This window comes from Parabacteroides caeci, assembly GCF_023656795.1.
Classification (GTDB): domain Bacteria; phylum Bacteroidota; class Bacteroidia; order Bacteroidales; family Tannerellaceae; genus Parabacteroides; species Parabacteroides segnis.
Genome location: NZ_JAMOKT010000059.1, coordinates 1 through 20,385, shown reverse-complemented (window position 1 = coordinate 20,385; position 20,385 = coordinate 1). Strand labels below are relative to the sequence as shown.

At 43.2% G+C, this 20,385-nt stretch carries 24 protein-coding genes; 14 read left to right on the top strand and 10 right to left on the bottom strand.

Features of this window, described 5'->3' with window-relative positions; translation table 11 throughout:
- Window positions 1–37: 37 nt before the first annotated feature.
- Window positions 38–2,698, top strand: a complete 2,661-nt coding sequence (locus NBH15_RS22845; protein WP_443146959.1) for a carboxypeptidase-like regulatory domain-containing protein — start codon at window positions 38–40, stop codon at window positions 2,696–2,698.
- A 5-nt stretch (window positions 2,699–2,703) separates the two neighbouring features.
- Complete coding sequence (locus tag NBH15_RS22840) at window positions 2,704–3,774, top strand: DUF4249 domain-containing protein (RefSeq protein WP_250823621.1); 1,071 nt, start codon at window positions 2,704–2,706, stop codon at window positions 3,772–3,774.
- 1 nt (window position 3,775) lies between these two features.
- Here the strand turns inward: NBH15_RS22840 and NBH15_RS22835 are convergent, their stop codons facing one another.
- Window positions 3,776–3,985: a hypothetical protein gene (locus tag NBH15_RS22835; protein WP_122356952.1), complete on the bottom strand. Its 210-nt coding sequence runs from the start codon at window positions 3,983–3,985 to the stop codon at window positions 3,776–3,778.
- An 18-nt stretch (window positions 3,986–4,003) separates the two neighbouring features.
- A complete protein-coding gene (locus NBH15_RS22830) occupies window positions 4,004–4,486 on the bottom strand; it encodes a cold-shock protein (protein ID WP_250823620.1) in 483 nt (160 codons plus the stop codon).
- A 513-nt stretch (window positions 4,487–4,999) separates the two neighbouring features.
- Between NBH15_RS22830 and NBH15_RS22825 the strand changes: the two genes are divergently transcribed.
- From NBH15_RS22825 to NBH15_RS22815, 3 genes are read left to right on the top strand one after another with little or no spacing between them, the layout of a single operon-like run.
- Entirely contained in the window at window positions 5,000–6,223 is a 1,224-nt protein-coding gene (locus tag NBH15_RS22825; RefSeq protein ID WP_221656584.1) for a site-specific integrase, read from the top strand.
- An 11-nt stretch (window positions 6,224–6,234) separates the two neighbouring features.
- Window positions 6,235–7,587, top strand: coding sequence for a site-specific integrase (locus NBH15_RS22820; protein ID WP_221656585.1), 1,353 nt, complete (start codon window positions 6,235–6,237; stop codon window positions 7,585–7,587).
- Window positions 7,588–7,589: 2 nt separating this feature from the next.
- The gene (locus NBH15_RS22815) at window positions 7,590–7,943 is read left to right on the top strand and encodes a virulence RhuM family protein (RefSeq protein ID WP_221656586.1); all 354 of its coding nucleotides are present in this window, start codon (window positions 7,590–7,592) and stop codon (window positions 7,941–7,943) included.
- Window positions 7,944–7,999: 56 nt separating this feature from the next.
- Here NBH15_RS22815 and NBH15_RS22810 read toward each other — a convergent pair whose 3' ends face one another.
- Together NBH15_RS22810 and NBH15_RS22805 are read right to left on the bottom strand one after the other, a co-directional pair.
- Window positions 8,000–8,311 carry a helix-turn-helix domain-containing protein gene (locus NBH15_RS22810; protein WP_221656587.1) on the bottom strand — a complete coding sequence of 104 codons (312 nt, stop codon included), beginning with the start codon at window positions 8,309–8,311 and terminating at the stop codon, window positions 8,000–8,002.
- Window positions 8,308–8,601: a helix-turn-helix domain-containing protein gene (locus NBH15_RS22805; protein WP_221656588.1), complete on the bottom strand. Its 294-nt coding sequence runs from the start codon at window positions 8,599–8,601 to the stop codon at window positions 8,308–8,310. Before NBH15_RS22805 ends, NBH15_RS22810 begins: the two co-directional genes overlap by 4 nt.
- A 453-nt stretch (window positions 8,602–9,054) precedes the next feature.
- Here NBH15_RS22805 and NBH15_RS22800 point away from each other — a divergent pair, with 453 nt between their 5' ends.
- The 9 genes from NBH15_RS22800 (at window position 9,055) to NBH15_RS22760 (ending at window position 14,801) form a co-directional block, all read left to right on the top strand.
- Window positions 9,055–9,294, top strand: coding sequence for a hypothetical protein (locus tag NBH15_RS22800; RefSeq protein ID WP_249388352.1), 240 nt, complete (start codon window positions 9,055–9,057; stop codon window positions 9,292–9,294).
- A 19-nt stretch (window positions 9,295–9,313) separates the two neighbouring features.
- Window positions 9,314–9,943: a hypothetical protein gene (locus NBH15_RS22795; RefSeq protein WP_221656590.1), complete on the top strand. Its 630-nt coding sequence runs from the start codon at window positions 9,314–9,316 to the stop codon at window positions 9,941–9,943.
- Window positions 9,944–9,990: 47 nt separating this feature from the next.
- The gene (locus NBH15_RS22790; RefSeq protein ID WP_249388351.1) at window positions 9,991–10,416 is read left to right on the top strand and encodes a PcfK-like family protein; all 426 of its coding nucleotides are present in this window, start codon (window positions 9,991–9,993) and stop codon (window positions 10,414–10,416) included.
- A gap of 4 nt (window positions 10,417–10,420) precedes the next feature.
- Complete coding sequence (locus NBH15_RS22785; RefSeq protein WP_221656222.1) at window positions 10,421–11,716, top strand: PcfJ domain-containing protein; 1,296 nt, start codon at window positions 10,421–10,423, stop codon at window positions 11,714–11,716.
- A gap of 29 nt (window positions 11,717–11,745) precedes the next feature.
- A complete protein-coding gene (locus tag NBH15_RS22780) occupies window positions 11,746–12,417 on the top strand; it encodes a hypothetical protein (protein ID WP_221656221.1) in 672 nt (223 codons plus the stop codon).
- A 39-nt stretch (window positions 12,418–12,456) separates the two neighbouring features.
- Window positions 12,457–12,774 (top strand): hypothetical protein, encoded by a 318-nt coding sequence (locus tag NBH15_RS22775; protein WP_221656220.1) that lies wholly within the window; start codon window positions 12,457–12,459, stop codon window positions 12,772–12,774.
- A gap of 12 nt (window positions 12,775–12,786) precedes the next feature.
- The gene (locus NBH15_RS22770; RefSeq protein ID WP_221656219.1) at window positions 12,787–13,266 is read left to right on the top strand and encodes a DUF7258 domain-containing protein; all 480 of its coding nucleotides are present in this window, start codon (window positions 12,787–12,789) and stop codon (window positions 13,264–13,266) included.
- A 3-nt stretch (window positions 13,267–13,269) separates the two neighbouring features.
- Complete coding sequence (locus NBH15_RS22765) at window positions 13,270–13,434, top strand: hypothetical protein (RefSeq protein WP_221656218.1); 165 nt, start codon at window positions 13,270–13,272, stop codon at window positions 13,432–13,434.
- A gap of 149 nt (window positions 13,435–13,583) precedes the next feature.
- Window positions 13,584–14,801, top strand: a complete 1,218-nt coding sequence (locus NBH15_RS22760) for a hypothetical protein (RefSeq protein WP_221656217.1) — start codon at window positions 13,584–13,586, stop codon at window positions 14,799–14,801.
- A gap of 21 nt (window positions 14,802–14,822) precedes the next feature.
- On the opposite strand, the gene NBH15_RS22755 is transcribed toward NBH15_RS22760, so the two are convergent.
- From NBH15_RS22755 to NBH15_RS22730, 6 genes are all read right to left on the bottom strand, one after another.
- Window positions 14,823–16,526, bottom strand: a complete 1,704-nt coding sequence (locus NBH15_RS22755; protein ID WP_221656216.1) for a hypothetical protein — start codon at window positions 16,524–16,526, stop codon at window positions 14,823–14,825.
- 91 nt (window positions 16,527–16,617) lie between these two features.
- Window positions 16,618–17,043 carry a hypothetical protein gene (locus NBH15_RS22750; RefSeq protein ID WP_225638100.1) on the bottom strand — a complete coding sequence of 142 codons (426 nt, stop codon included), beginning with the start codon at window positions 17,041–17,043 and terminating at the stop codon, window positions 16,618–16,620.
- Between the two features lie 379 nt (window positions 17,044–17,422).
- Window positions 17,423–18,631 (bottom strand): DUF6047 family protein, encoded by a 1,209-nt coding sequence (locus NBH15_RS22745; RefSeq protein WP_221656215.1) that lies wholly within the window; start codon window positions 18,629–18,631, stop codon window positions 17,423–17,425.
- Window positions 18,632–18,656: 25 nt separating this feature from the next.
- A complete protein-coding gene (locus tag NBH15_RS22740; protein WP_221656214.1) occupies window positions 18,657–19,118 on the bottom strand; it encodes a PH domain-containing protein in 462 nt (153 codons plus the stop codon).
- 8 nt (window positions 19,119–19,126) lie between these two features.
- Entirely contained in the window at window positions 19,127–19,720 is a 594-nt protein-coding gene (locus tag NBH15_RS22735) for a M23 family metallopeptidase (RefSeq protein WP_221656213.1), read from the bottom strand.
- A 62-nt stretch (window positions 19,721–19,782) separates the two neighbouring features.
- Window positions 19,783–20,235 carry a DUF3872 domain-containing protein gene (locus NBH15_RS22730; protein WP_221656212.1) on the bottom strand — a complete coding sequence of 151 codons (453 nt, stop codon included), beginning with the start codon at window positions 20,233–20,235 and terminating at the stop codon, window positions 19,783–19,785.
- Window positions 20,236–20,385 lie beyond the last annotated feature (150 nt).

The window sequence follows — 20,385 nt, the reverse complement described above, 5'->3', positions numbered from 1 at the left end:
TATGGAACGTATATGGATATTGCTGACAGGGCTTCTTATGCTTTTTTCCCAGGTAAAAGCCAGGGAAGAAGCCTTCGTTGTCGATCTTCCGGTGGAACCGACGCCTACGGTTACGATGGACAAACGACAGGTCCCTTTGTTGGAAATCTTACAGGAACTGGAAAAGCAAACCGGAATCTTTTTCTCCTATGAATCGTCTTTGCTGGATGAGTTTCCGAAAATCTCATTCAAGGCACAGGATGAATCGCTTTCCTATTGCCTGAGAAGATTATTTTCCACCTTGCCTCTTACTTACCGGCAGACAGGACAGATCGTGATACTGAAACGGAAGCCGCGGCTGTATACGATCAGTGGCTTTGTCCGCGATTCGGTGTCGTATGAAAGTCTGATCAATGCCAATGTATTTGAACGCAAATCCAGAACCGGTACGACTTCCAATAATTATGGTTTTTATAGTATCACGCTTCCACCCGGAAAAGTCACTTTGCGGGCCTCTTATGTCGGGTATGAAGCGAAAGAGGTGACATTTGAATTGTCTTGCGATACATTGATAGATATACCATTGCTTTCGTCGAGGGCATTGGGCGAAGTGGTCGTGGAGGGACTGAATCCCCGATCGGAGGTATTAAGCACACGAACCGGGGTTGTGGAGGTACCTGCCCGGCGCATCAAGTCGATGCCGGCCCTGCTGGGGGAGACGGATGTGGTGAAAACCCTGCAACGACTGCCCGGTGTTGCAGTGGGGACCGAAGGGATGACCGGACTCTATGTCCGGGGAGGTGATGCGGATGGGAACCTCTTTTTGCTGGATGGCAATCCGGTTTATCACACCAACCATCTGCTCGGTTTCTTCTCCGCCTTTAACCCGGATGCCGTCAAAAATGCAACATTTTATAAAGGAAGCTTTCCTGCCGAATATGGGGGAAGGCTTTCGTCCGTAGTAGACGTAAGGACAAATGATGGCGATAGGTATGAATATCATGGTAATCTTTCGATTGGTCTGCTGGCTTTGCGGGGCAACCTGGAAGGTCCTATCGTAAAAGGAAAATCATCTTTCAATGTGTCTGTCAGGCGTACCTGGATGGAGCTGATTACCTGGCCTTTGCTGAAAGCTCTCAACAGCGGGGAAGAGAAGAAGATCAGGGGTGGTTATCATTTCTTCGATATGAATGCGAAAGTAAACCACTCCTTTAGTGACCGGACACGCGGTTATATGAGTTTTTATATGGGAAGCGACAGCTATTTGAACGGAGAGGAGAAAGACGAAGAAGATCGTGTAGGTAAAGATTTCCGTTGGCGCTGGGGGAACCTGATCGGTTCGGCCGGGATCAGCCATGTGTTCAGTAATAAATTGTTTGCTACGTTTACGGCAGGCTATACGCGTTATCGTTCGCATATCCAGCAGGATAAGGAAGGGTATACTTTATCGCCCAATCGGAAGGACCGGCAGTTATTCGGTCAGGAAAACCATTACCGTTCGGCGATGGAAGATGTCAGCCTGCGTGCGTCTTTCGATTATCGTCTGCATGAGAAACATCGCCTGAAGTTCGGGGGAGACTATCTTTTCCATAATTTCCGTCCGGAGCAGAATACGATGAAGAGTCTATATAAAGATTCTGTCAAATCGCAGGAGACCAATACGGTCTATGCAAACTCGCTGATCCACGGGCACGAAGTGTCTCTGTTTGCGGAAGAAGAGATGCATGTGATGGAACGCCTGACCGCTAATGTCGGTTTGCGTGCAACGACCTTTCATGTGCAGGGAGAGACTTATTTCTCTTTGCAACCCCGTTTATCCGCCCGTTATTTGTTGACGCGTAATTTATCGGCAAAACTGTCGTATTCGAAAATGAACCAGTATATCCATTTACTTTCCAATTCTTATATCAGCCAGCCTACGGATATTTGGGTGCCCGTTACCCGTAATATCAGGCCGATGAATGCCCACCAGTTTACAGCTGGTCTTTATTATACATTACACAGGCAGTATAATTTTTCCGTGGAAGGATATTTCAAGCGGATGAATAATCTGATAGAATATAAAGACCGCATTCCGGTCGGTACGGATTATTCTAACTGGGAAGAGCGGGTTGGTATGGGATATGGTCGTGCGTATGGTATGGAGTTGATGGCACAGAAAAAGTCCGGACGCCTTTCCGGCTGGATCGGTTATACGCTGTCCTGGTCTGACCGCCGTTTTCCGGACGGTAGTGTGAACAAAGGGCGTCGTTTCCCATCCAAATACGATAACCGGCATAAGATTGATCTGGTGGCGACTTATAAAATTTCCCGTAAAGTAGAGTTGACTGCCGCCTGGATGTTTGCCTCTGGTAATCATATTACTATCATGGATCAATTGTATCTTGGAGGGACAGGGCAAACTGGCAATGGCTATTTGCAGGGAGAGTCTGGTATTATGGGAAATGACAGGGTGGGATATGCTGCCAGTTCGCGTAATAATTATCAGTTGTCTCCTTACCACCGTCTTGATTTGGGTGTCAATTTTTATCGTTATAAGAAGAAAGGGCGGCTGGGTGTCTGGAATCTGAGCCTTTGCAATGCTTATTGTCATCCGAATCCATTTTCGGTCAGGACAAAATATTATACAGATCATGAGACAGGGAGGAAGGATGTTTTCCTGGAACAATCCATTCTTTTTTTGTTCCTTCCGTCTGTTTCTTATACTTATAAATTCTGATTGTTATGAAGAAGCTGTCATTTATACTGTTCCCGTTATTATCCCTTCTTTTCTCAATCGCTTGTACGCGTGATGTGGAATTGAAGATCGATTCTGTTTCTCCGGCACTGGTGTTGAATGCTTCCATAACACCGGAACGTGAAGTTGCAGCATTCCTGTCGAAAAGTTGGTTTCTGATGGACAGTGTTCCGGAATATGATTTACCGGAAACAGGAGTGAAGATAGATGTATATGTGAATGATACTTTCCGGGGAACGATGTCACGTTCGGATAATCCGGCGGATAGTAGCGAATATAAAGGGCAGTTCAAACTTCCGGGGTGTTATGTACAGACTGGTGATAAGGTACGACTTGAAGCCGATGCTCCGGGATTCGACCCGGTAAGGGGCGAAACGCTCATCCCTTCACAAACTGAAATAGCATTACTTGATACAGCCCGTATGATAACGTCGGGTTCGCTTCTTTTTCGAATATATCTGACATTTGAGGATAAGCCTTTCGACCGGAATTATTATCGCCTGGTAGTAGAACGCCTGATCGAATACCACAAGGGTGACCAGGTGAAGTGGGTAAGTTCATTCTGTGATAGTTGGGGAGAATCACATCAGGTCTCCGGTGATCAGTTTGAAGTGCCGTCTCCCTGGGGGATATTTTCATTGTCATATGATGATCCGGTTTTCCAACCGGGGATTCCTTCATCGGGAATTAATGACGGAACGTATTGCCGTGGTGTATTTTCTGATGATATGTTTAATGGAAAAGAATATACGGTGACGAGTTCATTTTATCCGATAAACTCATTGGAGACGGATTCGGTAACCGCCATTGTACATTATGATGTACATCTGTTATCTATTTCAGAGTCTTACTACAATTATCTGAAGGTGATTCGGAATTTTTCAATATCATTGGGTGACGCCTATGTGGATGGTTTGTTGGAACCTGCTGAAACCTATTCGAATGTGGTTGATGGATTCGGGATTGTAACAGGATACCGTATTTCCACCCGCCGTATAACAATGCCTTTTGACAGTTTTTCGTACGAGTGGAGTAACAGTTATTATCCATTTGAATAGATTATATTTTCGAACTATGTAATTTTTTATAGATCTCGATACGGGCTTCTCTCTCTGCCTGTGTCAGGCTGGCCGGCAATTCAATAGTTGTTCGCGGACCTACTGAAACGAGTATCACTTCGCCAACGCTTTTTTTATACTCTTTCAGTGAATTCTCAATTAATTGATTGGCCTGATTTCTGTCTGACCGCATGTTGATTTCCCTTTTCATACTTTTGTATATTTAATATTAAGTGATATCGTCTTCCGGATTTTTATTCTCCGGTTCGTTCTCCAAAGAGATATTGATCGCATTCATACCCTTCAACCCACGTTCCAGGTCGAATGTTACAATATCACTTTCTTCAACCTTTGAAAGTAAATTGTTTACGTGGAAAAAATATCTTTCACCTCTTACCAGTTCTTTGATAAAACCGAATCCTTTGGATGTGTTGAAGAAATCGACTTTACCTTTTAATATAACCGGTTCCTCTTTTTCCTTTTTAGGTACTGAGATCATTATTTCTTCCTGATTGATCTCTTCTTTTTTGAGATCCTCAGCCGGTGGGGTTGATGAAATAACACCATTCTCATCGACATAGGCAATCATATCCTCAAAACTGCTTGTCTTGCCGGATAACTTCTTTTCTTCTTTCTTCTTTTGCTTTTCTGCTCGTTTAGCGAGTCTTTTCTTTTCATTTTCACGTTTGTCAACTGTCATTGATCTTGCCATATAACTTTTTTTTAAGATAAATACTAAGTGGAGTGAGGAGTATAATTATAAAAGAGAGACCTGCTTAAAATGATAAGGAGAACTGTGCAATAATGATTTATATCTCTAACTCTTCTACAAAGATACGAAAACTTCCGAAAACTTTGGCAAAACTAAGTGGATAAAGTAAGTGGCTGGAAATTAGAAATGTTCGCCGTATCTCGCTTCATTCTGCCCGGAAGTAAAATAGCAGAATATAGCATGGTTAAGCCAAAGATTTCTGACTTGTCCGTTGCCTTTTTGAGTTGCCTTTTATGGCGTAAAATACCTCCGGCAACATGGCGAATAAAGCCCAGACCCCCAAAGAACACTCGTTTTTGCTCTTAGTTCCGTCCAAAGGTACGCAATTTTTTCCAGCAGAGAGGAAAAGATGCCTTTTGAACAGGAAATATGAGTTTTATTCTCCCTGCGGCGGAATACTGCATACCTTCAAATAGCTCTATATCAGGTAAATTTGCATTAATGATTAGAGTTATGAAACAGCAAGAGTTAAAGGTGTCGTTCTACCTGAAAAAGAACGAAATCAAAGAGGACGGCAGATGTCCCCTTATGGCAATACTGAGTATCGGAAAATACTCCGAAACCACATTCAGCACCAAAACGAACGTGCCGCTATCCCTGTGGCAGTCGGGCCGTGCCACAGGGAAAAGCCAGATCGCCAACGAGATCAATCAACGGCTGGATGCCATCCGTGCCTCCGCCCTTTCCCATTACAAAGAGCTGTCAGCCGTCAACGAAAAAGTAACGGCGGAAAACGTAAAAACCCTCCTGCTGGGTATGGCATACGGTCAGGAAACGTTGCTCGATTATTTCCGTACCCATAATGAGAATTTCGACAAGCGTATCGGTGTAAACCGTAAAAAAGGTTCAGAGAAAGGCTACTGGCACGCCCTGGCCCACCTTACCAAATTTCTGGAAGTCAAATACAAACTTTCGGATATACCTTTCACGGCGTTGGACAGGTCGTTTATTGATAAATTCGACCTCTATCTGAAAATAGACTGCGGACTGGCACCGGGTACGATCATATTGCTTACCACCCGCCTGAACACGATTGTCGGGAACGCCATTGTCGAAGGTATCATCACCAAGAATCCCTTTGCAGACTATGAGCCGGAGCGCCCCAGGCACAAGCAAAAATACCTTATCCGCAAAGAGTTGGATAAACTAATGACAACCCCGCTTACCTGCCCGAAACATTACCTTATCCGCGATCTGTTCCTCTTTTCATGCTATACCGGCATTCCGTACAGCGATATGCGGAAGCTGACGAACGAGGATATTTTCATAGCGGAGGATAAGGTAGTCTGGATAAAAACGAGCCGGGAGAAAACAGGGATGGACTACGAGATACCCCTGCTCGAACTCCCGCTGCAAATCCTTGAACGATACAGGGATACTGCGGCCGGAGGCCGGTTGATTCCCATGTACAGTAATTCGGAAATAAACAGGGAATTAAAAATTATTGCCCACACCTGCGGTATCAACCGCCGGCTGACATTCCATTGCGGACGCCATACCTACGCTTCCGAAATTACGCTCTCGCAAGGCGTTCCCATCGAAACGGTGAGCCGTATGCTCGGGCACAGCCAGATTTCGACGACACAGATTTACGCGAAAATCACGAACGAGAAGATCGACGAGGATATGAAAGCACTCGAAAAAAGGATTACAGGGCGATTCAAATTTGCACTTTAAAATTGAAGATTATGAACACAGTAAATAAAGAAAATACAAAAAAGAAAAAACGCAGTACGTTTGCGATTTTATTCTATATCAACCGCACTAAAATCCGTAGGGATGGTATGTGCCAGTTACTTTGCCGCCTGAGTATCGACGGTGAAAATGAACAGATAGGGACAAAAGTTTCGGTTAATCCCGCTATCTGGGAGCCCGGAGAAGGCGAAAGCGGAGGCAGGGCCGCCGGAAAGAGCCGTAACGCGCTGGAGGTAAACAAGGCTATCGGCCTGCTTACCGGAAAGATTAACGGTCATTATAACCGGATATTGGAAAGCCAGGGTTTCGTCACGGCGGAACTTGTGAAAAATGCGCTCAAAGGCGTAGCCCAAAAGCCTGTTACGCTGATGAAACTATTTGAGGAACATAACGAGGAATTTAAAAAGCGCGTAGGTGTTGATCGCAAGAAAGAAGCATACGACATATATGTAGTATCGTATAACCACCTTCTTGCCTTCATACGGAAACAATACGATGCCGATGATGTAAGCCTGCGCAGCCTCGACCTGAACTTTTACGAGGCTTACGACCTCTTTTTAAGGACAGACCGGGGATTACAGCAGAAAACGGTTCACCAGCATCTGTATAACTTCAAAAAGATCACCAAGCGGGCTTTTAATCAGGGAACGCTCCGGCGCGATCCCTACATGAAGCTCTTTCCCGAACTGCCGCCGTTAAAGAGCCGTCACCTCAAACTGGAAGACCTGGAGAAACTGATGCGGCACCGCTTTAACAGACCTAATTTATGCCTTGCCCGTGATATGTTTGTTTTTTCGACATTCACAGGATTGTGTCACGCCGACCTTACCAGGCTGTCCGACGAGCATATCGTACAGGCAGCGGACGGCAGCCTGTGGATTGAGATTAAAAGGCAGAAGACCGGCACGGATTCCCGTATCCGCCTGCTGGAAATCCCGCTGCAAATTATGGAGAAATACCGCCCACAGAAAAAAGACAAGCACATATTTCATGTTTACGGCCGTGGTTATATGGGCAAACTGCTATGCGAGATCGCCGGGATATGCGGTACGGGCCACATCACCTTTCACAAGGCCCGGCATAATTTCGGAACGCATATCACGCTCTCTCAGGGTGTTCCCATCGAAACCGTTAGCCGGATGATGGGACATAAGAATATAACCACCACGCAGATATACGCCAAAGTAACCGACCGGAAAGTGGACGAGGATATGAAACAGCTCAGGAAAAGAACCGCATCCCAATCAAAAAAGATTACTTTGTACGAAGATGAAACGCTCCGGGCGGCTATCCGTTATCCCGGAGCAAGAAAAAACAAGCAAGTAGAACAATCAAACAATCTATAAATATGAATAACGAATCAATTACCATAGAAAAAGGGCGTGTAACCATTCGCCCCCGGCAGGGAACCGTATGGCTTACCCAGCACCAGATCGCCGACCTTTTCGGCGTGTTCGTATCAGCCGTAAACAGCAATATCCGCTCGATACTTAAAAACGGAGTTTTGAGAGAAGAAAAAGTATGCTTCCATGAAGCTACTGCCGGCGGCGGCAGAACACTCTATAATCTGGAAATGATAACGGCACTGGCTTTCCGGCTTAAATCCCTCAAAGCCGAACAGTACCGTCAGTGGATAATCGAACAGGCGGTAAATCCGCTTGTAATCTGGAAAATTCCGGGCATGGAGGCTATGCTGAATTAACTCCGCCCTATCAAAACAAAGAACGGCTCCATCACAGATTGGGGCCGTTCTTTCGTTTAGAGTAATTCCATTTCATCGAGGCATTGTTTTCGTCCGTCCTCCAGGAATTGTTGTATCTCCGATTCCTTGTAAATCACCTTTCCGCAAATCAGGTAATAAGGTATCCTGCCTGCGGAACGGTATTCCTGTAACGTCCGGCGGCTGATCTTCAAAATATCCGACAACTCTTTATCGGTCAGAAAACGCTGTCCGTTAAAGGTGCGTCTGTTGCCGTTATCCAATTTATCGAGCATTTTAATTGTCTTTTCCATACGGCGGAAAAAGTCGGCCACGCACGGTTCCTGCTTGTCTATTAAATAGCTGTTCATGGCGTTGCGATAATTGGATGGTGCGACATTTCCAGCAGTTTCTGCACATCTTCCGGCTTATAGAATATCTTATGCCGGATTTGACTACACGGCAGCAACCCTTTTTCCCTGTAATATTGCAGGGTGCGTTTGCTGATTCCTAAAATCTGGCAAACCTCCTGATGATCCAGCCATTTCTTCAGCCCCAGATCATCCTGCCTGCGGCACAATGTTTCGGCCTTCGCTTCGATTGTTTTCATACGCTCGGCCAATGCGTTGAAAACCTTTACACTTATGCTTATCAATTCCATACTTCTACATTTTGGCCATTCCCGGAAAGCAAATATAAGAAGTCTGGAGCATCTATTTCCCGCTTCATTCTTTAGCGGATGCCTCTGTCCTTATACTGTCGGCTTCGGGCAGCCAAACAGTCGATCACTTCCATAGCTTAGTGTCCGCAGTGATTTTAATTCCCGTATAAAATCACTGTGCGTAATTTTTCTACTGTTCTCTGATATAACGTCTTCCTCATTTTCTTATGCCTTAAAGAGCCGGTTGTAATATGATGAGTTCTGTTGCCAGAAGCGAAGATATATCAGGGGTTCACGCACCCGAAAATTTTTGGCAAAAAATCTTCCGACATCGTTCCGACGTTGCGTATTTCTCACAAAAAATTTGCGTGTGCTAACCCCTTATCTTCCATGCTTCTGAAACAGAACTCATCACACCGGCTCCGTCACGGCATAAAAAAAAAGTCAGACGTTATGAGAACAGCAGAAAAAAATAATTGGAAACGAGAATCTATCAACCTTCCATCCAGCATAAAATTGGGAGCAAAGATAGTGGCGACCGTAGCAGGGTTTTACCTGTGGGGGGTGGACTTTATATGGGTGGTTTTGGGCGTGGTTTTCTGTTGGAATATCCTGAAAAGCATTGCTTCCTGCCTTGTATCTCTTATCTGCCTGATTGGCTTTTTCTATTTCCTTATTACTCACATTTTCTAATCAATTAAAATTCAAAGCCATGAGCGAAAACATTGGACATATTAAGTACGGGAGCGTTGGTTTAGGTTGTTGCGAGAACCTCTATTATACCACATACGACCAACTGAAAAAGGAACTGCCGAGGGCAACGTATCAACCCGGAAATTTGCAACCTGCGGATTACCTCAATCCAAAGTACCCTTTCCGATACCGCTTCCCCTTCCCGGATGAGAATCACGAAGAACTGTTTGGAAGTTACGAAGATTTTGAGCGAGGGTTTCAAATAGCAATTCCACGGTATCTGTTTAACGAGGGCGAATTGTCAATAGGACATAGTAATTTCTACATACGCCACGAACATACATCCGGCTATTCATTCGGCATGAACTTTCCCTGTCCGGGAGACGAAAAAAACGAAATGCCTTTTCAGGACTTACAAAACGTAAAGGGATACTTTGTACTTGAAATCGTACAGCAGAGAATCGTAGACAACCAATTAACCACGATTGCACGATGCCCGTTTTGTGGCAATAAATCCCGAATGACAGAGCAGGAAATTCAAATCATACACCGGATTATCCACAGCGGGACAACCTACTACAACGACCTTACAAAACAGGTAATTGACATTGCATTGGAGGGTTATACAAAATTCACTGAAATAAAATAGTCATCAATATGGGGCGGAGCCAATCCGCCCCACAAAATCCCAAGACGATGAGAACCGAAAATAAAGCAACCGATTATTTCAAAGCGACCATTCAGAACTATCTGGAGCAGAGGGCGCAGGAAGATGAACTGTTCGCACCCGTATTCGCCAACCCGAAAAAGAACATAGACGAGTGCGTGAACTACATACTCAACACCGTGCAGAAAAGCGGTATAAACGGCTTCACGGACGATGAAATCTATTCGATGGCACTTCATTATTACGATGAGGAAGACATTGATGCGGGTAAGCCGATAACGTGTCAGGTGGTAGTTAATCACACCATTGTTCTGACCGAGGAAGAAAAGGCACAGGCACGGCAAAAAGCTATTCAGAAAGCACAGGACGAAGCCTACGCCAAGATGAAGCAGGGCAAGAGCAAGCCGAAAGCCAAGCAACCCGAAGCCAACATACCCAATCTATTTAATTTCTGAAGCCATGAAACCGCAAAATAAATTCCAACAGCAAGTGGTAGAGGCAAGCAAGACTTTGCCCAAACTCACTAACAGGCAGATAGAATGGGGTTACAGGAATATTATCGAACCTATCGGGCACCGCACCGAGAAAGGAGTAATAACCTGTACCGAGTGCGGTCATTCATGGCAGGGCGCAGGATATTTAGTTTCCATTCTGACGGACTGCCATTGCCCGAACTGCCATACCAAGCTAAAGGTAGAAACGACTAAGAAACGGAAATTTGAAAGCCGTTACTATATGACCATTTTCACAGCACACAAGGGGTATCAGGTATTGCGTACCGTCATGTTCCTCTATTCGGCAAAGGTCGGGGAAACCGCCAAATACGACCATTCGGAGGTGATGCAACGGTGGATTGACCCAAGCGGAAAAAAGCATTGCACATTCGCACGGCTTCGGCAGACAATGGGTAATTGCTACATAGATTCGTGGATATTCGGCACTCCGCTGGAACTGCGTAACGAGAACGCCAATAATAAATTTTACGTGAATGTATATGAGCAGATTTCCACGGGCGTAATCTATCCCCGTCAGAAACTTATCCCCGAACTCAAACGAACAGGCTATAAAAAGGGATTCTACGGACAAAGACCGATGAACCTGTTTTGCACCCTGCTATCCGACAACCGTGCGGAAACCCTCTTTAAAACGGGATATACAAGCCTGCTATCGGAGATAATGAACAAAAGCAAAAGACCGATGGATAGTTACTGGCCGTCTGCCCGTATCTGCATCCGCAACGGTTACAAAATCAAAGATGCAGGATTATGGTGCGATTATATTGATTTCCTGCGCTTTTTTGGCAAAGACCTCCATAACGCCAAGTATGTATGCCCGTCAGACCTCCGTGCCGAACATGACCGCTATATGCAGAAAAAAGCGAAGATTGAGGAACAAGAAATCATAGCCAAAAACAGGGAAAAGGAAGCCGGATTCCTGAAAGCCAAAGCACGGTTTTTCGGACTGTTGTTTACCGATGGGCAAATCACCGTCCGAGTGCTTGAGAGCGTGGCAGAGATTATTTTAGAGGGTAAAGCGATGCACCACTGCGTAGGCAGTTACCACTCAAAAGCGGATTCGCTGATACTTTCGGCAATGGTGGACGGCAGGAAAACCGAAACCGTAGAGGTTTCCATATCCCAACTGCGCGTAATTCAATGCCGTGGAGCCTGTAACAACGTTACTCCCTACCATGAGCAAATTGTAAACCTTGTAAACAGCAATATGCCGCTTATCGCAGGAAGGCTGGCAGCATAAGACAGTAATCACCAATAAATTATAACGACATGAAAAAGTGTAGAATTGTAAAAACGGAAAACGGCTATGCCGTAAGGGGAACGAACTTCCTGCATCATTGCGATGCAGATAGGTACGCCTACTATTTGGCAAATACGCTGAATAACAGAGGGAAACTGATATACGTTGCCAACGTGGACGAAGCCATTGAAAAACACAACCAATTAGAAAAATTCACCAATGAGGATTGGTTGCGGTTGTGTTGGAAAAGGAATGTGGGAACTTACCTGCATACTCAAAATGTGTACGCATTAAAAGACAACTCGCTACACGGTAATGTACACCAATGGTACAAGGATGCCGACCAATGGTGGGAATATATGCCCACCCAAACCAAAGCCGTCATTTCGGGCATAGACAGCCAAACGGCGACAGACTACCATTACCGGATGTTTTGGAACAAGATACAGCGGTCGGATAAAGACAATATTCACCAATATTGGAAACACCGCAAAGGCATTATAACGCTTGATTCGGACGATGCCCACTCCCTGCAAATGGAAATCATCTGCGAACTGGCAGACTTGCAGTTGGAACAGGAATACGGTAAAGACCGTGAGGATATGTGTGACGAAAACGGCTCTTTTTATGAAGAATACCAAGACCGTTTTAACAACATCTATGATGATATTGAGGAAAGGCTATTGGATAACGAACTCTAAAAATCGGGGCGGCGACAGCCGCCCATAACAACTAACAGTATGAAAATTATATATAACGGATATATGGGCAGGGAAATAACACCGCTTCCCGAATGTGATTCGGAGGTACAGGATGCCGTGAAAGAGGCTGTAATGCTTGTCGAGGGCAAGCACGGTTTCAGAACCCACTTTGAGATATGGCGCAACTGCGAGTTGATAATCACTATCGGACATAACATGGAAACCACCTCCATCGAAATTCGACCGCCGGAAGGCACTAATATCAAAAGACGGGCAAATTGGTACAACGGCTATACCTATTTCTGTAATGGCGCATTTTGGGCAAACAGGGACAGGACAAAAGCAATATTAATCTAAAAATCAACGGACATGAAAGCAAAAGACGTCAGCGAAGAATTAATCGGCAAACGGTGCAAGTGCATCTTCACGGGACTTATGGTAACGGGAACTATCGAGGAAATTAAGGTCGGGGAACATACTGCGGAAGTAAGGGTACGCTATGACGAACCCCACCAATGGGGAAACCAATCTTACAAGGACGGCTGGGCATTCGCCCGCCTGTGTGATGACTTCGGGTCACTCCGCCACCTTGAAATAATCGACGACAGATACCAAACCCTGCGGGTAAGGTTTACAAAGAGCATAGCTGAAATTGACAGGATGTTTGCCCGTGATTATAAGAGTTGGGGCGCAGTCAATCTGAAAGAATGGATAGACAGCTATGAAAGCAGTCGTTTTACGCTGGTTGCCTACGATATGGCAGTAATCACCTCTGAATACAATATGGCGCATATTGAGGAATGGCTACGCAAAAATACCCCTATTCTTTCTATCGAAAATACTATTTGAGCCATGTATAAACTATTTATCGGCTTTCGGAAGCTGGGCGAGTTTCCGACCATATTGGAAGCCAAAAAATACGCCCAAGACAGCAAACTGACCGGATTTTTCAGTCTGCTGGGAGAGAATTACAGCGACCAATGGTATGTACCGGTTTTTTGTGGACGAAACGAATAACGGGACGGGCGGTTTTTCCGCCCGTTACTTTTTCCATGAGCCAGAAACTGAGCGGGAGAAAAAGTAACAAAAAGCCCTAAAGAATAAGATGTAACAATATTCATCTCATGTCATTTATGCTTATCTTTGGCTCTAAAAATCATCACGATATGAAAAATGTATTTTTATTAGGAGCCGGTGCTTCAAAATCGTATAACTCATCCCCAACGGGACAACGTATGCCTATCGCAAATGACTTTTTCTCTACATATTCAAAGTTGCCGATAAATTTTGACCCTTGGGCATTAAAGACTAAATTATTATATTATCTCAATTTGCGTGATGGGTTAGATCATCTTGATTTATTTGATTTTAATGAAGATATTGAGAACTTGCACTCAGAAATACAAATAAAAGCTTATGATATTATAAAAGCCAATAAAAATAATAAGTCAGTCGAAGAGCAAGTAACCTTAGGTGCTTATTATGAACTTATTTTCTTATTTATTGCAGGTATAAACCAGATTCAAAATGGGCCAATTTCTCAAACGCATTTGGACTTAGCTAAATTGGTTACTAATGACGATGCTATAATCACTTTCAACTGGGATACTTTAATGGATCGTGCTTTGATGGAAGTTACGAGCTGGAATTGCGATACCGGTTATTACGTTAAACCGCTTGGAGTTTATCGTGATAAATGGATGAACACAAACATCAAAAGTATTCAGATGCCGAGATTGCTTAAACTACATGGGTCAAGCAACTGGCTAACCAGCTATGTTACTTTTGAAAATGGAAAAGAAATCCCTATGCAAGCACTTAGTGCTGATAATTTTTTTGTTTATGAAAGCACCCAAAATCCATATTCAACTTATGCTGGAAGATATATGGATGGATATGAACCGTTTTCTTACGGATATTATCCTCCTAATTTGCAAACAGAAGGACGTGCCGCACCCAAAGGTTTTCTAATAACAAGGATGCGACCTAAAAATCCTTTTATGAGAGAAGGGGTATCTGATGACTCAGGTGTAATCTCTATGCCATTGATTATTCCGCCAGTAAGAGATAAAAAGTATGATTTTTATGGGAATCTATTCACTAACCTATGGGATGAGGCGGAAAAACAACTCATTGAAGCGGATAAGATTTTTGTAATTGGTTATTCATTCCCAAAAACGGATTTGAGAAGTAGCGAACTTTTCAAAAAAGCATTTTCATCAAGAATAACGATGCCCGAAGTAATAATTGTTAATCCTGCTCCAGAGCTTATCGAAGAAAGATTTGTGTATGATCTTGGAATAACAACAGACAAACTTATTACAATTAAGGACTATTTCGATAGTAAAATAATCAAGAATGTAATAGTTAATAAAATGAAATGAAAACAAATACCGTTTCAATCATTACTCTTTTATATAGGTTTTAGCAACCTGCATAAACATTCTTTTGTAATCGGGAGAGTACTTCGTTGATAGATAATACTCAAAGGATATTATTCGATCTTTATACATCTTTATTGCCTCTTCTTGTGTACGGGCTTTTTTCGCTATATCCTCGGACACATATTTGTGATAAGAAGAAATCATCTTGTCTAAAGAACCTTCTGATTTTTGGAGTAAGTCTTTATAAACTATAAATACATCTATATTTATGATAGTTATATTTTCTATACGGGAAACATCATATTCCTCTCTCATTTTTTCTAACTCTTCCTCAAACCACATCCTCACCAGATCATTTATACCCGGACAATTATAGATATTATCATGTAGAATGATAATTGGGTATATTCTGATATTTTTTTCTTTATAACCTTGATCCCATTCCGCAGTTTTTCTGAGTATCTTTTGCGTGTTATTTAATAATTGAAGCACTGCTTTATTATCAATTCCACCATTCCTTTTTTCTTCATAGTATAATCGTTTCTTTAGTTCGCTCGAAATATTTTCATAATCATTGGAAACTTTAGTTTCTGATGGGATAAGTATATCTTTTGATTCAAATAGGAAGATTTTATTTCCGTTACGAATATAGTAATCAGGCTCTGCAATAATACCAAATTCATTTTTTATATAGTCGCCTGGCATTTGAATATATTTTTTGCCATATACATCTTTCAAAACATTGTACAAGAGGGTTTGCTCTGAAAAATAATCACAATAAAAAGATCGAAATCCCTTTATTTGCTGGTTCTTTGGTAATTTAGCGTTCAACTCATTTAATTTGAAATATACCCCTTTGTATATTAGTTCTAACAGAAAATATCCATATACAAAATAATAATTCCCTCTACTTTCTTTATAAATAGGATGACTTCGCAATATCCTGAAGTCCATATCCTCTATACCCGCATCTATAACAAGTTTTTCTATAAACTCACATTTTTTGTCATACTCCTTATCTGATGGATCAACAAGCAAATTGACATATGTTTGGTCATCATCTCTTCCCCAATAGATATAAGCAAAAGAAGTCATAAACTGCATAAATTCCTGCCAATCAGCACAGTTATAATATTCCAAATATTTTTCATATAACAACTGTGTCTTCTCATTTGAAGATAAAAACTCATAAAGATAAATGGCTTTCACTGTCTGGACATATAATTCCTGCCTAAACCGATAATTTGTAATATCAAAGTATTGGAACATTTGAGCTAACAATAATGCCTTAGCTCTACCTTCTTGAATATGTTTTGTGCTTTCACTTGCTGTATTATCCCCTGAATTTATTTGTGCATTGAACAACAGATAAGCCTTAAATACATTCATTTCTATTTCAGGCTCTGACAATGTAGTCTCAACTGCATTTATATTGTCAAAAACATATTCATAAAGTCGTAAAGAACTTTCTATGTTAGTAATAGCATAATGATCAATATTATCCTTGCTATTTTCTAAGTTTCTCCATAGCTGGTTTATGTATTCATTATTCTCTTTAGTGAAATAACTTGATAAATAGTCATATACAGTCTCGCTTTTTCGAGTAAGAAACAAAGCACATAGCCGTAATAGGTCATGTCGAGAAATTCCTTGTAAGTAATTAGATATTTCTTGTGGATTTTCTGGAAAACAATCACTATATTCTAATCTGATAAACTGTTTCATATGCCTGCATAATTTTCTGCAAAAATACCCATAAAAAAACACCTGACGAAATATTCTGTCAGGTGTTTTTCAATAAGTTACCGGCACTTGCTTATTTATCTTTCCCTGAAGACAGCGTTTTCTCCAGCCCATCCCAGATATTATCCGCAATAACTTTCGCCGTCGTTTCATGTTTAGGAGGAACAGATGTCGCACCGCTTTTATAGGTATTTATATGCGTTCTGACAGTATCCGTTATGGAAAAAGTATAGAGTTCTCCCGAAAATAACAGAACCTCGATACGGGCGCTAAAAGGAGTGATAGAAGCTATATCCTCAAAACGTATAACTCCCGGAGCATCCGGCCCCGGCAACTGTGATTCGGATATGCCCACCGTGGGAGAAATACCGGGAAATACAAAGCAGTCATTCTGCACCTCAATGCCATGCAAGCGAATGGCCGGAGCCAATTTCTCCGCGACTTCGGAGCGGGTAAGCGCACCGAAAATGTTGTCTGATAATTTTTCTGTTGTTTCCATATTCGTAGCTCTAAATCAATAAACGAAATCGGGCGCAAGAGTTACTGACATATCGGCTTTAGAGGCACAGCCAGCGCCCATGTCCACTGATAGTCTGTAATCTTACGCCCTTTCGATATATGATTTTGCTCATATACACGAATAAGGCAAAAGAGAACTATCATACTTGGGTGGACTTTTGTCAATTGGCTGTTTTCTAAAGCCCCTTATATGCTGTTCTTTCCCGCTTCCGGAGTATTGGATATTATAACCCGATACCCATTTGCAAAGATAGGAATTAATTCCGGTTTTTACATAGAATCCTGACCCTATGTGTTATCCGGCTATACCGGTCTGCGTATTTTGAACCAAAATACTTCATTTCAAGTACCATCCAACTCTACATTTTCAGGCCACCTTTCTTTTGGGGTGGCGTAAACTGCTTTTTGGGCGGCGTGGAAATTTTAGGCGGTGGTGTTTTCTTTTGCATCATTTCCTCTTTTTCCGTTTTCCCTGTTTGCAGTTTATTATCCGCCGGGGTATTCTGTTTTCGGATATTCGGAAAATCCTCTTTGAGTATCTCCCCTGCCAATTTCCTGACCTGATTCATCACCTCATTGCGCCCAGCTTCATCCGGTGCATCCCGGAACCTCTCATCCAGCGGGTCGAAACGGTCGTGATAGGAAAAGAAATTCGGAAAATCATCTGCAATCTCCGGATCATGGCATTTCGGGTCGGACAACCACAAAAGGGCGCTTATATCATAGGTATCGGTTGGGAGTGGAATAATATCGGCATCCAATCCGGCAAACCGGATAAATTGCTCATTTTCCGGAGCCATGTTATATTCATTATTGACGCACACAGCCCTGAAATCGTTCCTGTCGCAATATGCGGAAGCCGGGAGCATCCCGAAAGGCTCCGGCCCATCGGCATACAACGCACCCAGATCCGGATTCACTTTGCCCAACTGCTGCGCATCCGGGATTACATCCAATTTATTGAGGAGTGTAATATCCAGCCGGGCATCAAAGTAATTGGCAGCATGGAAATCAATATATTTCTGTTGCAACTCTTCACCCTGCTGTGTCCCATCGAACAGAACCACCCCTTTATCCGTTTCAATCCCGTGGTAGGTTGGGTAGTCCATCCTTTCCCCGAAATTGGAATACCTTAACACGGCGTGCTGGTATGCAGGCTGTTTTTCCAATTCTTTCTGCGAATTTTCCTGAAACAACGGGTTTAACCCGTTTTCGTAACAATACATGGCCGGATACAAGCGTATAGCCTGATGAGGTTTCAAGCCCTGATCTTTTATCGTATCAAATACCCTTTGATGATGTGCTTCATCACTATCTCCCCTTTTCCAATATGGAACATCCCTACTGTCCTTAAAGCGGTAATGAAGGAAAAAATCATTCAGGTAAGGTGCGTCCCTTCCTTTTTGGAGATAATAAACTGCATCGTATATGAACTCATGGAAGTTTTCATACATGATGTCACCCTCCATCACACTCTTGACTTTCCCTTCGGGGGAAAGCATCATATAAAGATCGCCCGGTTTTATTATCCGGTAAGGATCGAAATTCTTATTTTCTTGTGTTTTCATCTTTAACTTATTAATGTTTGTTATTTTATCTGCTCCGGCAGGCTTCAATCGCGGAATTAACTTCCATTTTGAAACGCATCGGATCGGCAACGAAATGGTAAGTATTGATTGCGCCTCCGGTGGTAACGAGCAACGTGCCGTACCCAAAGAGCCTGCCCGCTACGCTCTGCGTAACTATAAGCCCCTCCACCTTTGTATGTACCAGCTCCCGTACCCGGCGGCTGATAACGCCCGTTTTTAGTATCACCCGGTAATTGGTAACAATGAACAAGGAATCAATCTTAATAAAGATTCGTTGTACCAGTGAAACCAATCCCAGGAACAGCACGGTTATACCGAGCCATTTCATTACCGGGGAAGAAACCCCGTAGAGGATAAACCCGCCGATAGCCAGCAGGCATAACGGCTCCCAAAAGAGAAGAAAGTGGATGCTGGCCCTGTATATTATTTCCTCTCCCGGTTGAAAATAGGTTGCAAGGAATTTCACGTTGATTTTTATAAGTCGTTATTTAACAATTCTAACAGACAGCAGCACCAGCCGGCAGGATTCAGGAAACCTTTACCTTTCCTTACTTCGTAATGCAGGTGGCTGCCCGTTGTTACTCCGGTATCGCCTACACAGCCAATCTGCTGCATGATACTTACCGGATCGCCCGTATTTACCATCGTTTTACTCAGGTGGGCATAGAACGAACGGAAACCGCATGCGTGCCGGATTTCTATATAATATCCGTACCCTGTATTATACCCCTTCCGGGTTACGACGCCGTTCCCCGTGGCATATACCGGAGTACCTTTCACTTGGGTAATATCAATCCCCGTGTGGAACATCCGTACCTTGTAAACAGGATGTTTACGTATCCCGAAACCCGATGAGATTACCGGTTTCTTCACCGGAAAAATAACGGGATAGTCCGATAATTCTCCGACGGACATTTGTAGCGAATCCGCTATCCGCTTAAACCCTGTTATCGTGTAAACAGTTTCCGTGCATTGCTCGACCGCCTGTTCCCTCTTGGGTGATTTACCCGGCTGGCCCCATACGGGCAGGTGCATCAAAACGATGATGGACATTATGATGAATTTCATAATTAGGTTTTCAGTGAAGCAGGCATCCGGTATATACCGGACGCCCGCCTGCGCTGTGAGTTTTATTCCCCGTCTTCATCATCGTCCCCGCTGTCATTCTGCCAGCTGAACGTCTTTTTTGCTACTTGCCCGAAGCTATCCTCAATATAGACATCTATCGTCTGTTGATCCGTACCGAGCGAGGTGTAATACAGCCTGAACTCCGTCCTGTCGAGCGGATAGCGGTCATTCGGGGTAAAAAGCATCCCGTCGTCCATGCGAAGCTCCCCATTGCCGTCGGGCTGAAAATAGCGGATTGTGAATTTCACATCGCTGTACTGCCCCTCCCGCACCAGCGTACAGCGGATTTCCGCCGTTTGTCCGGCAGTAATCTTTTTCTGTACCGGCATCGTTTCCAGGTCGAATGTATATGCCTGTTTTACATCCAGGTCTTCGGAACAGGCAACGAACATCAGGATGATGGCCGCCAGCCACGCCGTCAGTGCAAGTATCTTTTTAAAACCTATCTTTTTCATTGCAAAGTTGTTTTTAATGTATCATAAATTTCAGCCCATATGTTAGCTTTCAATTTATGTTGTATAATAATTGTATTTAACTTGCGAACAGTTAGTTGTGTGTTTTTTGGGTAACATATTTTAGGATGTCTACCTATGCTTTATTATTAA